This window comes from Erwinia sp. (assembly GCF_031978025.1).
In the GTDB taxonomy this organism is placed as follows: Bacteria; Pseudomonadota; Gammaproteobacteria; order Enterobacterales; family Enterobacteriaceae; genus Erwinia.
The window spans coordinates 1-14,669 of record NZ_DALZCD010000079.1; the positions used below are offsets into that span (position 1 = coordinate 1).

13 protein-coding genes are annotated in these 14,669 nt (G+C 55.5%); 7 read left to right on the forward strand and 6 right to left on the reverse strand.

The annotated features are described in order from the left end of the window. Together RTK32_RS08515 and accA are read left to right on the forward strand one after the other, a co-directional pair. Positions 1-909: OB-fold nucleic acid binding domain-containing protein (locus RTK32_RS08515; RefSeq protein WP_312043024.1), on the forward strand; the 909-nt coding region annotated here is incomplete at its 5' end. Between the two features lie 12 nt (positions 910-921). Beyond that, the gene (accA, locus tag RTK32_RS08520) at positions 922-1,881 is read left to right on the forward strand and encodes an acetyl-CoA carboxylase carboxyl transferase subunit alpha (protein ID WP_312043025.1); all 960 of its coding nucleotides are present in this window, start codon (positions 922-924) and stop codon (positions 1,879-1,881) included. Between the two features lie 270 nt (positions 1,882-2,151). Here accA and mtnA read toward each other — a convergent pair whose 3' ends face one another. Next, entirely contained in the window at positions 2,152-3,177 is a 1,026-nt protein-coding gene (gene mtnA / locus RTK32_RS08525) for an S-methyl-5-thioribose-1-phosphate isomerase (protein WP_312043026.1), read from the reverse strand. A gap of 124 nt (positions 3,178-3,301) precedes the next feature. On the opposite strand from mtnA, the gene mtnK reads away from it, so the two are divergent. Further along, a complete protein-coding gene (mtnK, locus tag RTK32_RS08530; RefSeq protein ID WP_312043027.1) occupies positions 3,302-4,501 on the forward strand; it encodes an S-methyl-5-thioribose kinase in 1,200 nt (399 codons plus the stop codon). 313 nt (positions 4,502-4,814) lie between these two features. Here the strand turns inward: mtnK and RTK32_RS08535 are convergent, their stop codons facing one another. Further along, positions 4,815-5,291, reverse strand: a complete 477-nt coding sequence (locus tag RTK32_RS08535; protein WP_312043028.1) for a cold shock domain-containing protein — start codon at positions 5,289-5,291, stop codon at positions 4,815-4,817. 256 nt (positions 5,292-5,547) lie between these two features. Between RTK32_RS08535 and RTK32_RS08540 the strand changes: the two genes are divergently transcribed. Next, positions 5,548-6,246 (forward strand): RluA family pseudouridine synthase, encoded by a 699-nt coding sequence (locus tag RTK32_RS08540; RefSeq protein WP_312043029.1) that lies wholly within the window; start codon positions 5,548-5,550, stop codon positions 6,244-6,246. A 76-nt stretch (positions 6,247-6,322) separates the two neighbouring features. Here the strand turns inward: RTK32_RS08540 and RTK32_RS08545 are convergent, their stop codons facing one another. From RTK32_RS08545 to fadE, 3 genes are all read right to left on the reverse strand, one after another. Beyond that, positions 6,323-6,859, reverse strand: a complete 537-nt coding sequence (locus tag RTK32_RS08545; protein ID WP_312043030.1) for a DUF2058 domain-containing protein — start codon at positions 6,857-6,859, stop codon at positions 6,323-6,325. Positions 6,860-7,013: 154 nt separating this feature from the next. Continuing rightward, entirely contained in the window at positions 7,014-8,135 is a 1,122-nt protein-coding gene (locus RTK32_RS08550; RefSeq protein WP_312043031.1) for a serine hydrolase domain-containing protein, read from the reverse strand. Between the two features lie 162 nt (positions 8,136-8,297). Further along, positions 8,298-10,790 carry an acyl-CoA dehydrogenase FadE gene (fadE, locus tag RTK32_RS08555; protein ID WP_312043032.1) on the reverse strand — a complete coding sequence of 831 codons (2,493 nt, stop codon included), beginning with the start codon at positions 10,788-10,790 and terminating at the stop codon, positions 8,298-8,300. A 214-nt stretch (positions 10,791-11,004) separates the two neighbouring features. Here fadE and lpcA point away from each other — a divergent pair, with 214 nt between their 5' ends. Then, a complete protein-coding gene (gene lpcA / locus RTK32_RS08560) occupies positions 11,005-11,583 on the forward strand; it encodes a D-sedoheptulose 7-phosphate isomerase (protein ID WP_312043033.1) in 579 nt (192 codons plus the stop codon). Positions 11,584-11,601: 18 nt separating this feature from the next. Continuing rightward, a complete protein-coding gene (locus RTK32_RS08565) occupies positions 11,602-12,369 on the forward strand; it encodes a class II glutamine amidotransferase (protein WP_312043034.1) in 768 nt (255 codons plus the stop codon). Here RTK32_RS08565 and dpaA read toward each other — a convergent pair. Next, positions 12,340-13,077 carry a peptidoglycan meso-diaminopimelic acid protein amidase gene (gene dpaA, locus RTK32_RS08570; RefSeq protein ID WP_312043035.1) on the reverse strand — a complete coding sequence of 246 codons (738 nt, stop codon included), beginning with the start codon at positions 13,075-13,077 and terminating at the stop codon, positions 12,340-12,342. The genes RTK32_RS08565 and dpaA overlap by 30 nt on opposite strands. Before the next feature lie 239 nt (positions 13,078-13,316). On the opposite strand from dpaA, the gene dinB reads away from it, so the two are divergent. Then, positions 13,317-14,372 (forward strand): DNA polymerase IV, encoded by a 1,056-nt coding sequence (gene dinB, locus RTK32_RS08575; RefSeq protein ID WP_312043036.1) that lies wholly within the window; start codon positions 13,317-13,319, stop codon positions 14,370-14,372. The last annotated feature ends 297 nt before the right edge of the window (positions 14,373-14,669 follow it).

Sequence of the window (14,669 nt, forward strand, 5' to 3'; positions counted from 1 at the left end):
TTCCGGGAACTGTTCGATCTTTGCGCCCGCACCGATACCAAAAAGCTTAACCGGCGAGTACTGGAAAAGCTGATTATGTCCGGCGCGTTCGACCGGCTTGGGCCTCATCGCGCGGCCCTGATGAGCGCGCTGAACGATGCGCTGAAAGCAGCGGATCAACATGCCAAAGCCGAGGCTATTGGTCAGGCGGATATGTTCGGCGTGCTGGCTGATGAGCCGGAGCAGATTGAAAAATCTTATGCCGACGTGACGCCGTGGCCGGAGCAGGTCAGGCTGGATGGCGAAAGAGAAACCTTAGGGCTTTACTTAACCGGGCACCCGATTAATCAGTATCTGAAAGAGATCGAGCGCTACGTGGGAGGAATGCGCCTGAAAGACATGCACCCGACCGAACGTGGCAAAATGACCATGGCCGTAGGTCTGGTGGTGGCGGCTCGCGTAATGGTAACAAAACGCGGAAACCGTATCGGTATTTGTACGCTGGACGATCGCTCTGGTCGTCTGGAAGTGATGCTCTTCACCGATGCACTTGATAAGTTCCAGCATTTGCTGGAAAAAGACCGTATCCTGATCGTCAGCGGACAGGTCAGCTTCGATGACTTCAGCGGCGGGCTTAAAATGACCGCTCGCGATGTGATGGACATTGATGAAGCCCGTGAAAAATATGCTCGCGGGCTTGCTATCTCGCTGACGGACAGGCAAATTGATGACCAGCTTTTAAACCGTCTCCGCCAATCCCTGGAACCTTATCGTTCGGGGACTATTCCGGTTCATCTCTATTACCAGAGAGAGGATGCGCGAGCGAGGTTGCGTTTTGGCGCAGCGTGGCGCGTATCGCCCAGCGATCGTTTATTAAACGACCTGCGGTCACTGATCGGGTCGGAGCAGGTGGAACTGGAGTTTGACTAAAACAGGAATATTATGAGTCTTAATTACCTGGATTTCGAACAGCCAATCGCAGAACTTGAAGCGAAAATTGACTCGCTGAAGTCGGTTGGCCGTCAGGATGAAAAACTGGATATTAATCTGGATGAAGAGATTCAGCGTCTGCGCGAAAAAAGCGTGGAGCTGACCCGTAAAATCTTCTCCGATTTAGGTGCATGGCAGATCGCGCAGCTGGCGCGTCACCCTTTGCGTCCTTATACGCTGGACTATGTCCGTAATGTCTTTACCGATTTCGACGAGCTGGCTGGCGATCGCGCTTACGCGGACGACAAGGCTATCGTTGGCGGGATTGCTCGCCTGGAAGGTCGTCCGGTGATGATCATTGGTCATCAGAAAGGTCGCGAGACCAAAGAGAAGATCCGTCGTAACTTTGGTATGCCGGCACCGGAAGGTTACCGTAAGGCACTGCGCCTGATGGAAATGGCCGAGCGCTTTAATATGCCGATCATCACCTTTATCGACACGCCGGGTGCTTATCCGGGCGTGGGCGCTGAAGAGCGTGGGCAGTCCGAGGCTATCGCACGTAACCTGCGTGAGATGTCTGGCCTGACCGTGCCGGTTATCTGTACCGTGATTGGCGAAGGGGGCTCTGGCGGCGCGCTGGCGATCGGCGTGGGCGACAAAGTGAATATGCTGCAGTACAGCACCTACTCGGTGATTTCGCCGGAAGGCTGTGCGTCCATTCTGTGGAAAAGCGCGGATAAAGCGCCGCTGGCCGCAGAAGCAATGGGCATTATCGCTCCGCGTCTGAAGGAACTGAAGCTGATCGATACGGTGATCCCGGAACCGCTGGGTGGCGCGCATCGCAATCCGCTGGTGATAGGCGCTTCGATGAAGGCACAGCTGCTGGCCGATCTGGCCGAGTTGGACGAGCTGACTAAAGAAGAGCTGCTGGACCGTCGCTATCAGCGTCTGATGAGCTACGGCTACGCCTGATAGCGGTGACTCGCGGCAAGAGCGGGTTCTGAGCAATGCGCTGTCTGAGTTGAGGCAGCGGAGCGTTCAGGGCCCGCTTTTTTTATTGGGTGGGCAAACACAGCCCTGGCGCGAATTCGCATAAGGCCGATGGTAAAAGGAACTCGCTTCCACCGTGACCTCCTGCTGGGAAAGCTATTTCGCACTTCAGCACGCGTGCCACCATGCCATCGCTAAAGGCCGCCTGACTTGGTTAAATCGAATCAGCGGCCCTCTCCCGGGAGCACAGCCTTAACCCGCTGGCTGAAAAATCCCTGCTTCTATCTGGGCTGGCGTGACTACGCCCGTATCCAACACCCAGCCGCTAATCAGCGAAGCCGGCGTAACATCAAAGGCCGGATTATAAACCTGTGCGTCCTGGGGCGCCCACTGCACTTCGCCAAAGCTCCCGGCTACACCCGTAACCTCGCTGGCGGCACGCTGTTCAATCGGGATCGCGTCGCCATTGGGACAGTGGGCATCCAGCGTGGTATGCGGTGCGGCTACGTAGAAGGGAACGTTATGGTAGCGGGCCAGTACTGCCAGACTGTAGGTGCCAATTTTGTTCGCCACATCGCCATTCGCGGCGATACGATCTGCGCCGACCCAAACGGCATCCACCTGGTTTTTCGCCATCAGGCTTGCTGCCATGCTGTCGCAGATAAGCCTGTAGGGCACGCCCAGCTCACCCAGCTCCCATGCCGTCAGGCGGCCGCCCTGTAATAACGGGCGCGTCTCATCTACCCACACCTTTTCCACCCGGCCTTCCTGCCAGCCACGCGCTATCACGCCCAGGGCGGTGCCAACGCCAGCCGTTGCCAGCCCCCCGGTATTACAATGAGTCAGCAGGCGGCTGCGCGGTTTGATTAGCCTGGCGCCTGCCGCCGCGATGTTGTCGCACAGCACTTTATCTTCCTCTACCAGGCGTAACGCCTCGAAAGTCAGCGCGGTGACATAATGTTCCTGCGCCAGCGCCAGCTTCATCCGATCCAGATTGTTCATCAGGTTTACGGCGGTAGGGCGCGAGGCGCGTAGCACTTCCAGCGCCTCGATCAGCGCCGGTTGAGGCATCCCGTTTTCTGCCAGCAGGGCCAGCAGCAGGCTGGCTGAAAGCCCAATCAGCGGCGCGCCGCGCACCCGCAGCGTTTTAATATGATCGACCAGCGCCGCAACATCCGGCGTCGCACACCAGATTTTCTTTTGCGGCAGCGCCTGCTGGTCAAGGATCCAGAGCTGGTTGTCACGAACTTGTAGGCTGGTTGTACTCAGTGTTTGCATGAAGGTTAAATCCCGGTTGCATGGTCAGGTCATATTGTGCCAACATGCTTGGTGGATGTATAGACGTCTGAACGGCCCGTTCCGCAACAGGCAGCAGGCAAGATAACCGTTGGAGGGTGAGTTAATGTCGCAATATCGTACGTTCACCGCAGCTGATGCCGTGGAATATGCCCGTGAATTTGGCGGCCTCGCCGACCCGCAAAGCCTGGTCAGTTCGCAGGAAATTGGCGACGGAAACCTTAACCTGGTTTTTAAAATCTTCGATTGTGACGACGTCAGCCGGGTTATCATCAAGCAGGCCTTACCCTACGTGCGCTGCGTGGGTGAATCCTGGCCGTTAACGCTCGATCGCGCCCGCATCGAGGCCGAAGTGCTGCAAATTCACGGTAAGCTCTGCCCGGCACATACGGTAAAAATGCTGCATTACGATCCTGAGCTGGCGGTCATGGTGCTGGAAGATCTTTCCAGCCACGCCATCTGGCGCGGGGAGCAGATAAAAGGCATTCCTTACCCGCAGGCCGCCGCGCAGCTGGGCGAATATCTGGCGCAAACGCTGTTCCATACTTCCGATTTTTATCAGGCTCCTGATAAGAAAAAAGCCGATGTTATCCGTTTTACCAACCCCGAAATGTGCGGCATTACGGAAGAACTTTTCTTCAATGAGCCTTATGAAATCCATGAGCGCAACGGCTATCCCCGGGCTGTAGAGCCGCTGGTGGCCCAGCTCCGTACCGATGATGAGCTGCGGCATAAAGTTGCCGCCCTTAAACACCATTTTTTGTCCCATGCGGAAGCGCTGCTGCATGGCGACGTGCACAGCGGGTCGATTTTTGTCACTGAAAACAGCCTGAAGGTTATTGATGCGGAATTTGGTTTTTACGGCCCGATGGGCTTTGACGTCGGCAGCGCGTTAGGTAATCTCCTGCTCAATTATTGCGCGCTCCCCGGCCTGTTGGCTCCGCGTGAAGCGGCTGACGCGAGGGAGAAACGTCTGGAAGAGGTGCGGATAACCTGGCAGAGCTTTGCTGAAGGTTTTCTGTCACTGGCCGCCGAAAAGTCACGCGATCGCGCGCTGGCTTATCCAGGCTACGCCGCCGGGTTTCTGAATAAAGTCTGGCGCGATACGTTGGGCTACTGCGGAACAGAGTTGATCCGTCGTACCGTCGGCATGTCGCAGGTTGCCGATATCGGCACCATTCAGGATGAAGCGATGAAAGTGGAGTGCATTCGCCAGGCGATAACGCTGGGCAGAACGCTGATACTGGCCGCCGAGCGTGTGGAAAACATTGATGCGCTGATTGCACGAGTACGGCAGAACGGCTGAGGCGTTAAGCAGGGGGGGGTAACAGGCGTGGCTTACGCCATTTTTCAGGCGCAACCTGAACGGTTGCTGCAGGCCGCTGCGAGTAGATTTTCCTGTTTACCCGAGCGCATCTTCGTTTGTTGCTGTCAGCTAAAGAGAAAAGGACCGGCTGGCAAAGGGGGGCTTATGACAGAAGAGAGACTCCGGTACGCCAGCCTGGGGCCCGACCAGACCAACATCGCAGATTAGCGCGGGCAAAACCGCCAGTTTCGCCCTGTGCTTAACGTTCAGGGCGGCCAGCGGGGTGACGCGCTATTTATAGCGTCGACTGATTTTACACCTTAAGCAGTTTCACCGTCGCATCGATATCAATTTCATCTGCCGTGAAAATCAGCGTCGCGCCCTGGAAAGTGGTAATCGCCAGTTTTTTCAGCGAGCGCATTTCACCCGGTTTAACCGATGATTTTGGCCGGATGCTGCTCATCAGAACGCCCACCGACAGCACCGGGTTTTCTTTATCAATGCGGGCATCGACAGGCACTTCTTCGCTGAAAACCACATAGGATTTGATGGCGGTAAGCTTCAGGCGTTCGCCTGCAATAAAGAGATATTTGCTTTCCGGGGCGACCTTCACCGCATAGGCCGACAGGCCCTTGCTGTTGGTGGTGGGTTCAAACGTCACCACCGCATCTTTCTTAATCAGGTCTGGGTTGGCGACCTTAATCACATGAAAATAACGGTTATCGCCGTTTTCATCTTTGATGAATCCAAAGCCTTTATCTTTAAACCAGGTTGTGATTGTTCCGTTCATCGCCGTTACCGCCTACTTAATCGTTTATCTACTCAATTTTTGCAGCGCGCAGTGTAAAGCACAATGCTCGCGCAGACTATGCCTTTGCTTTAAGTCTGGACGATAATTTTCGGCTCTGCGAGGCGGGCAAAAGCGAAGCGTCGGCGAGGAAGGAAAACCAACGGGCGGATACGCCGGAAAAGAGCCTTCACCAACAGAGTCGTCAGCGAGCGGAAAGTTCGCTATTATCCGCAGCCATTCCTCGTGCGGTGACCTGATGCCTGTGATTTCCGATACGTTTATTGCTCCGCCGTGCCATGACGAAATAGCGATCCTTTATCAGGATGACCATCTGGTGCTGATTGATAAACCCGCCGGGTTGCTGAGCCTCTCGGGGAAAAACCCGCAAAACAGGGATTCAGTGCATTACCGGCTGGTAAAGCGGTTTCCCGACTGTACCTTGGTTCACCGTCTGGATTTCGGCACGTCCGGACTGATGGTGATAGCCCGCAATAAGGCAATCAATGCCGCGCTCTGCCAGCAGTTCAGCCAGCGTACCGTGACCAAGGTGTACAGCGCGCTACTTTGCGGGCATCTGCGCGAGGACGAAGGCGTGATAGATGCCGCGATTGCCAAAGATTCGGCGCTGTTCCCACTGATGTCGATCAGCGCGATCAGGGGCAAACCTGCCCGCTCTGGCTATCGGGTCGTTGAGCGTTTTTACCATGAGCAGGAAGACGGGACGTCACTGCCGCTGACGCGAGTACGGCTGATGCCGGAAACCGGGCGCACCCATCAACTCCGCATTCACTGCCAGCTGTTGGGGCACCCTATCTGGGGATGCGATCTTTATGGCGGCCGTCTGCTGCCCGGCACCGAACGGACACCGCGTATGATGCTGCACGCCAGCGAACTGCATTTTGTGCATCCCGTTAGCGAAGAGCGGATGGAAGTCCGCCACGCCAGCCCTTTCTGAAAGCGATTCGCCTGTCGGCGCGAGACTAAAGACGGCAGGCGAGGTCAGATAACGCTGACCGTCAACCCGCCGTTTATTACCACATCAGATCGTCAGGCACTTTAAAGTCGGCGTACGGATCTTCTTCGTCCTGCTCTTCCTGACTCAGCGTGCTGTTTAATACAATGCTGCTGGCATCACGCTGCGCAATTTTGTCGGCTACGCTCGCGGGAATGATGGCATAGTGATGCTCGCCGTTGTCATTTACCAGGCGCGCTATGGCAAGACGACCACTTGTCAGCTGTGCCTGCGTAATCTTATCCACGGTGATTTTCTTAATAAGATTGTTATCCGTGAAGTTAAAATCAATATTCCCTCTTGAGATGACGATTCTGTTCATCTCAATAAGCTGCTTCACCTGAGCTTTATACTCTTTGGATAACGCCGCCTGTTTTTGCTGCTCGTTTAGCTGCTTATCGCGCTCAAGCTGGGCTTTTTTATTTTCTTCCACGGCCGCTCTTGCCTCGCGAGCCTGAACCCGTGATTTCTTAGCCGTTCTCTGGACCTTGTCCATTTTTTTGCTGGTGACTAAGCCCGCTTTTAGCATCTGCTCTTGTAAGGTAAGTTTCGTCATTGTCGTTTCTGAGGCTGTTAAAGAATTCAGGGATTATACCTGTAATTTTTGAGGCTGTACCGCGTTTCGCCGTGCGGAGTGACGCGGTGCCTTTGGCTTAACGGTGCAGAGTAGGGGCGGAATGTGCTGGCGGTGTGGTGCTTTTCAGGGCGAATTAATGACGAGAGGCGATCGCCTGAGCCAGTTTCCCTACTGCTGATTGTTTGAAAAACAGGCTCGCACAGTCAGCTTCAGGCGCCGCGTGCATGGAACCTACATTGGTGAGGATAGCGATCGCACAGTCAGTCTCTTCATACCAACCTACGCAGGCGCTGGCACCGAGGACGTTCCCACCGTGTCCTATGACCACACCATCATCGGTGTCTGTCCTGAACAGGCTCAATCCCATTTCTGCGCCATCGGCCGGAAGCCATCGCTGCATTTCCGTCATGCTTTCAACCTGAAGCAATTTGCCGTTTTTCAGTGCCAGCATAAAAGTCATGACGTCCCGGGCCGTAGAAACTATGCCTCCGGCCGCCCATTCAGCGGACAGGTTAATGGCGGAAACGTCCAACATATTATTCGGTGCTGGCGTAAAGGCGTCTGCTATTCCGGCGTTTCTGATAAAGTGCGCGTCCCGCTGATGGAATCGTCTGGACATATTTCCGCTATCCAAAGCTCCCCCTGCGGCAAGGAAAGTGCTTTTCAGCAAAAGCGGGTGAATAATCCTTCTGCGCAATGCCTCCTCGAAAGAATGGGCAGTGACCGCTTCAATCAGCAATCCTGATAATGTGAAGTTGCTGTTGGAATAGTTAAACGCTTCGCCCGGCAGGCAGAGTGCGTTTGTGCCCCGAATATAATCAAGACTTTCATCTGGCAACCATATCTTATTCGGTCTGGCCTGCTGCCCACGTGCGGCAGAAATCCATAACGGCTGGTTTTCCCAGCTGGGTATGCCGGAATAGTGGGAAAGCAACTGCCTGACGGACACGCTTTCGGCATTCGCAATACCGGCCAGCCTGTTCTTTTTCAGCCAGTTTGAAAGGGGATCGTCCAGCGATAGCAGACCTTCTTCGACCAGCTGAAGGACGATGACCGCCACAAAAACCTTGGTAATGCTGCCGATACCAAATTGCGTTTCAGGCACGCTCTTAACGTGATTTTTCGCATCCGCGTAGCCCGCTGCTGCCTGCCAGATGATTTTATCCCCTTTGCCGAGCGCCATGGTCATGCCTGGGAAGGTTTTTAATGCCTTTTGATGAAGCAGCGTGACTAATTCATTTTCGGCCTGATGCACGTTTTTTCTCCTTTTACTCAGCTGATATTTTAAATGCGGCTCAGGGAAACGGAGCAGGAAGGATCGGACAAAAAAGGGGACCGGTTATAACCGGTCCCCTTGCTTACTGTGGCAGGCTGCCCCCTTTCTGGTTGGCCGCCCGTCGATCGCCGCTCATCTCATTCAGGCGGCTTCCGTTTTCCTTGGTGTGGTCTCTGTCTGCGGCTGGCTTCTCTCCGTCCGTTCCGGCTGGTTATCCTCTTGCGCCTTTACCGGCTGGGTTGCCAACTCATCAGCGGCGAACTCGTCAACGTTAATAGAACGCAAACGACTGGCCTCGGCTCGCGTCAGCACGGCGGCTTCTTCGCTCGTCAGCCATTTTTCCTGCAGGCCTTTTTGCGCCAGCTTGTCCAGGCGGGTGAAAGAGAGCGGTTTTTTCGCCTTTTTATTCAACCTGTCGTGAATAACTTCTGCGGCCATCACGTCCTGCAGCGCCTCTTCAAGCTGGCCGACCGGATTATTTTCGCCCGGAGTCAGATACTGGCCGCGCCCTAAGCGAGAACGGGTCGCCGAAGGAATTTGCAGAATACGCGCCAGCTGGTGGTCAAGACGGTCAGACGGGGCGCGACAGTGGCGGCCCAGTGGGAAGACAACAGCCTGCATCAGACCAGCGACCAGTGAATTAGGGAAGTTACGCAGCAGATCCTCCATCGCGGTTTCAGCCTGATTCAGCGCATCCTGCACGCCCCAGTGCACCAGCGGTAAATCGGCTTCGTTGCGACCTTCGTCTTCGTAACGCTTCAGCGTGGCGGACGCGAGATAAAGCTGGCTGAGCACGTCGCCAAGGCGCGCAGAGATGCGTTCACGACGTTTCAGGCTACCGCCCAGCACCGACATTGACATATCGGACAGCAGCGCCAGATTGGCACTGATTCGATTCAGATGCTGATAATAACGGCGGGTCGCATCGCGTGTCGGCGCCTTACTGGTACGACCCGCGGTCAGGCCGAGCCACAGGCTGCGCAACATATTGCTGGCGACATGGCCAACATGATGGAACAGCGCCTGGTCGAAGGCGTGCAGATTATGATCCTGCGCCGCCGCCATTTCCGCCAGAATATAAGGGTGGCAGCGGATAGCTCCCTGACCGAAAATAATCATGCTGCGGGTCAGAATATTTGCGCCTTCAACGGTAATGGCGATCGGCGCGCCCTGATAGGCACGGGCGAGGAAGTTACCTTTGCCCAACATAATACCTTTACCGCCTGCGATATCCATTGCGTCCATAATGGCGCGCTGGCCACGATGGGTGCAGTGATATTTTACGATAGCGGACAGCACCGCCGGTTTCTCGCCCTGCATGATACCGCTGGTAATCAATGAGGCGGCCGCATCCATCACGTAGGCATTTCCGGCGATACGTGCCAGCGGCTCTTCGATCCCTTCCATCTTGCCGATAGGCAGACGGAACTGACGCCGGATATGGGCATAGGCGCCGATAGCCAGCGCAATGCTTTTCAGGCTGCCGGTCGAATTGGACGGCAGCGTGATGCCACGTCCAACTGAAAGGCATTCTACCAGCATCCGCCAGCCCTGGCCGGCCATCGCCGGGCCGCCGATAATATAATCAATCGGAACAAAAATAGCGTTACCGCGCGTAGGGCCGTTCTGGAACGGCACGTTAAGCGGAAAGTGACGTTTACCTATCTCCACGCCCGGCGTCTGGGTTGGGATAAGGGCACAGGTAATACCCAGCTCTTCTTTTTCACCCAGCAGATGTTCAGGGTCGGAAAGTTTAAACGCCAGGCCCAGCACCGTGGCGACCGGCGCCAGCGTAATATAGCGCTTGTTCCAGGTCAGCCGCATTCCCAGCACCTGCTGGCCTTGCCATTCGCCCCGGCACACTACGCCGATATCCGGAATCGCGCCCGCGTCGGAACCCGCTTCCGGGCTGGTCAATGCAAAGCAGGGGATCTCCTGGCCGCGAGCCAGGCGAGGAAGATAATAATCTTTCTGGTCGTCGGTGCCGTAGTGCTGTAGGAGTTCGCCCGGGCCAAGCGAGTTGGGCACGCCCACGGTAATCGCCAGGATCCCTGAAACACCAGCCAGCTTTTGCAGCACACGCGATTGGGCATAAGCGGAAAACTCAAGGCCGCCGTACTCTTTTTTGATGATCATAGCGAAGAAGCGCTGTTCTTTCAGGTAGGCCCACAGCTCCGGCGGCAAGTCGGCCATCTCGTGAGTTATCTGGAAATCATTGGCCAGTCGACAGGCCTCTTCTACCGGGCCGTCCAGAAAAGCCTGTTCTTCCGGCGTCAGCCTGGGCTGCGGGTAGTCATGCAGTTTTTTCCAGTCCGGCTGCCCGCGAAACAGGTCGCCTTCCCACCACGTGGTACCGGCTTCGATGGCTTCTTTTTCCGTACGTGACATCGGCGGCATCACTTTCTGGAAAGTCTTCAGCATTGGCCGGGAGAAAAGCGTCTGCCGCAGCGACAGAAGATTGAAAGGCAGCAGGATAAGCGCCAGCGGCAGCAGCAGCCAGGGCGTCCAGACATGTGCTATCGCCCACGCTGCTGTCCAGAGCAGCACCAGCACGCTCGCCAGCCGCAGGTTAACACGGTGATAAAACAGCGCGCCAATCAGCAAAATTGTCGCCACGCAACTGAAAACCATCATAACCATCGCTCCGTAAGTTGTAAGAGGTCTGACCTGTTGGTTATAGATCTAATAGAGATGATTTTCTTTATCAATCTATTTACATGATAATTACAACCTGGCTCACAAAGCGTGACCGACACCGGGCAAAGCAGCGCGTGGGCGGGCAGGGCGCTTTTCGCCCGCGCGGCAACTTGCTAAACTGCCGCAGACCTCACCTAAAAGGACTCTCCCTATGTATCAGGACATCATTCGCGCCGAGCTGAGTGAAGCACAGGACACGCTCAATCATTTCCTCAGCGAGGACGCCAATATCCATGCTATTCAACGCGCTGCGGTGCTGCTGGCGGATTCATTTAAAGCGGGCGGCAAGGTGCTTTCCTGCGGCAACGGCGGTTCTCACTGCGATGCCATGCATTTCGCTGAAGAGCTGACCGGCCGCTACCGCGACAACCGTCCGGGCTATCCGGCGATCGCCATCTCCGACGTCAGCCACATCTCCTGCGTAGGTAACGATTTCGGTTACGATCACATCTTTTCCCGCTACGTCCAGGCCGTAGGCCGCGCGGGCGACGTGCTGCTGGGCATTTCGACTTCCGGTAACTCTGCTAATGTGATTAAAGCGGTAGAGGCGGCGCGCGAGCAGGGCATGAAGGTGGTTACCCTGACCGGTAAAGACGGTGGCAAAATGGCCGGAACCGCCGACGTGGAAATTCGTGTGCCGCACTTTGGCTATGCCGATCGCATTCAGGAGATCCATATTAAAGTTATTCATATCCTGATCCTGCTGATTGAAAAAGAGATGGCGAAATAACTGACGCGAGGAACGGCTATGTGCGAACTGCTCGGGATGAGCGCGAATGTCCCTACGGACATCTGTTTCAGCTTTACCGGGCTTGTGCAGCGCGGCGGAAAAACCGGCCCGCACAAGGATGGCTGGGGGATCACCTTTTACGAGGGAAAAGGCTGCCGGACGTTTAAAGATCCGCAGCCCAGCTTTAATTCGCCAATAGCGCGCCTGGTGCAGGAGTACCCCATCAAATCCTGCTCGGTGGTGGCACATATTCGTCAGGCGAACCGGGGTGAGGTGTCACTCGAAAATACGCATCCTTTTACCCGTGAGTTGTGGGGACGCAACTGGACCTACGCGCATAACGGCCAGCTGAAAGGCTACCGGGGGCTGGACACCGGCCCGTTCCGGCCGATAGGCGAGACAGACAGCGAACAGGCGTTCTGCTGGCTGCTACACAAGCTGACCACGCGCTACCCGCGCACGCCGGGAAACTGGCCGGCTGTCTTTCGCTATATTGCCGAGCTGGCGACGGAACTGCGGGAAAAGGGCGTGTTTAATATGCTGCTGTCGGATGGCCGCTATCTGATGGCGTTCTGCTCGACCAATCTGTTCTGCATCACGCGGCGTGCACCGTTTGGCAAGGCGACGCTGCTGGATCAGGATGTGGAAATAGACTTTCAGAAGCAGACCACGCCGGATGACGTGGTCACGGTTATCGCCACTCAGCCCTTAACGGGCAACGAAACCTGGCACAAAATCGCGCCAGGTGACTGGGCGTTATTTTGCCTCGGAGAGCGCCAGCGCTGACTGGTTGGCGGGCGTGCTGTTCAGCAGTGAGCCGTTCAGCACGTACTTGCCGCCACTGACGCCCATCGCCGGGGGCTGATGGTTTTTCACAAACTCGGCGTAACCGGGCTGGAGCTGCTGCCAAAAGCTGTAGTAAACCGAATAGCGATGGCGCTGCAGGTTGCTGTCGGTCATGCGGAACGGATAGATGCTGACGGCCACGCGCGGCTGGCCGTTGCGCAGTGCCGCTTCGACATAATGATAAATATCATCAATATTGGCATCGGTCATGGCGTAGCAGCCGATAGAAACGCAGCTGCCGTGGATCATCAGATACTTCCCTTCATAACCCTGCTGGCGGTCATAGTCGTTCGGGAATCCCGTATTAATCGCGCGATAAAAGCGACTGTCCGGCTTCAGCTGGGAAAGCCCCACGCTATAAAAACCTTCCGGACTTTTAAAATCGCCCTGGCGACGTTTAGGGCCTAACCCACCAGAGAAATTACAGATACGGTAACTGTCGAGCAGCCGATATTCGGTGCCGATTTTGCCATACAGCTCCAGCGTGCGTTCTTCTTTGAAGATCTGAATATAGACGGGGGTACCGAGTAACTGCTTCTTTAACTCTTTGCTTACCGGTGCCAGGGGAGCGATCGGTGCGACCGGAGCGCTGGCGAAAACAACGGCTGGCAGAAAAAACATCGCAAACAGCAGTGCGATTTTGCCCATTCTGGTTCCCTTGATAGTAGGGTTGATACGCCGTCCGAAGACGTGGTTGCCTTGCAGTTTCGGAAATATCCGTAAAAGCTGCGTCACATTAGCATTGTCTATTTTTTTATCAAGAGAGCGGCGTAGAAAAAACCGAGAAAAGTTGCGCCAGCCCGCTGCCGCTGCGCTTCGGCAGCCCGTTAACCTGTTGAAAATGCGCTCGCCGCCTGTATACTTATCCAGTGCTGGTGGAGGGGCGAATGCGCAAGATTATACATGTAGATATGGACTGCTTCTATGCCGCGGTGGAGATGCGCGATAATCCCAGCCTGCGAGATATCCCTATTGCCATTGGCGGCAGCCAGCTTAAGCGCGGCGTAATCAGCACCGCTAACTATCCCGCCAGAAAATTTGGCGTGCACAGCGCGATGGCGACCGCAACGGCCCTTAAGCTTTGCCCGCATCTGACCGTGATCCCCGGCCGTTTTGACGCCTATAAAGAAGCCAGCGCGCATATTCGGGAAATTTTCTCGCGCTATACCTCTCTGATCGAACCGCTGTCGCTGGACGAAGCCTACCTGGATGTCACCGACAGCCCGTACTGCCACGGCTCTGCCACGCTGATGGCGCGAGAGATCCGGCAGACTATCGCACGCGAGCTGGATCTCACCGCGTCGGCCGGCGTGGCGCCCATTAAATTCGTCGCCAAGATCGCTTCGGATATGAACAAGCCGGATGGCCAGTTTGTGATTACGCCAGAGGCGCTGCCGCAATTTTTACTGACGCTGCCGCTGGCGAAAATTCCCGGCGTGGGTAAGGTGACGGCGAAAAAGCTGGAGGAGCTGGGGCTGCACACCTGTGCTGACGTGCAGAAAACGGATTTGGCTGCGCTGCTAAAACGTTTCGGCAAGTTTGGCCGCGTACTGTGGGAACGCTGTAACGGCATTGACGAGCGCGAAGTGGTGACGGACCGCCTGCGTAAATCGCTGGGCGTGGAGCGCACGCTGTCGGCCGATATTCATGAATGGGACGCCTGCCTGGAAATTATTGATTTTTTGTACGCGGAGCTGGAGCGGCGGTTAAAAGTCATTAAGCCCGATCTGCTGATCGCAAGGCAGGGCGTTAAGCTGAAGTTTGATGATTTTCAGCAGACAACCCAGGAGCATGTTTGGCCCGTATTGAATAAAGACGATCTGATCGCCGTGGCGAAAAAAACGTGGGAAGAGCGGCGAACGGGGCGAGGGGTGCGTCTGGTGGGGCTGCACGTGACGTTGCTGAATCCGCAGCTGGAAAGGCAATTATTGCTGGGTCTGTAAGATGCCGCTGACGTCTGTATTACGCTAAGGCTTACTGCTTATCGCTTATTCTTTAGGCATGCGCTTACGCAATCTGCATTATGATAAGGCTTTACTGCTTATCGCTTCTCCTTTAAGGCACCGCTTACAAAATCTGTATTACGCTAAGGCTTACTGCTTATCGCTTCTTCTTTAAGGCACCGCTTACAAAATCTGTATTACGACGCTAAGGCTTACTGCTTATCGCTTCTTCTTTAGGCATACGCTTACGCAATCTGCATTATGATAAGGCTTTACTGCTTATCGCTTCTCCTTTAA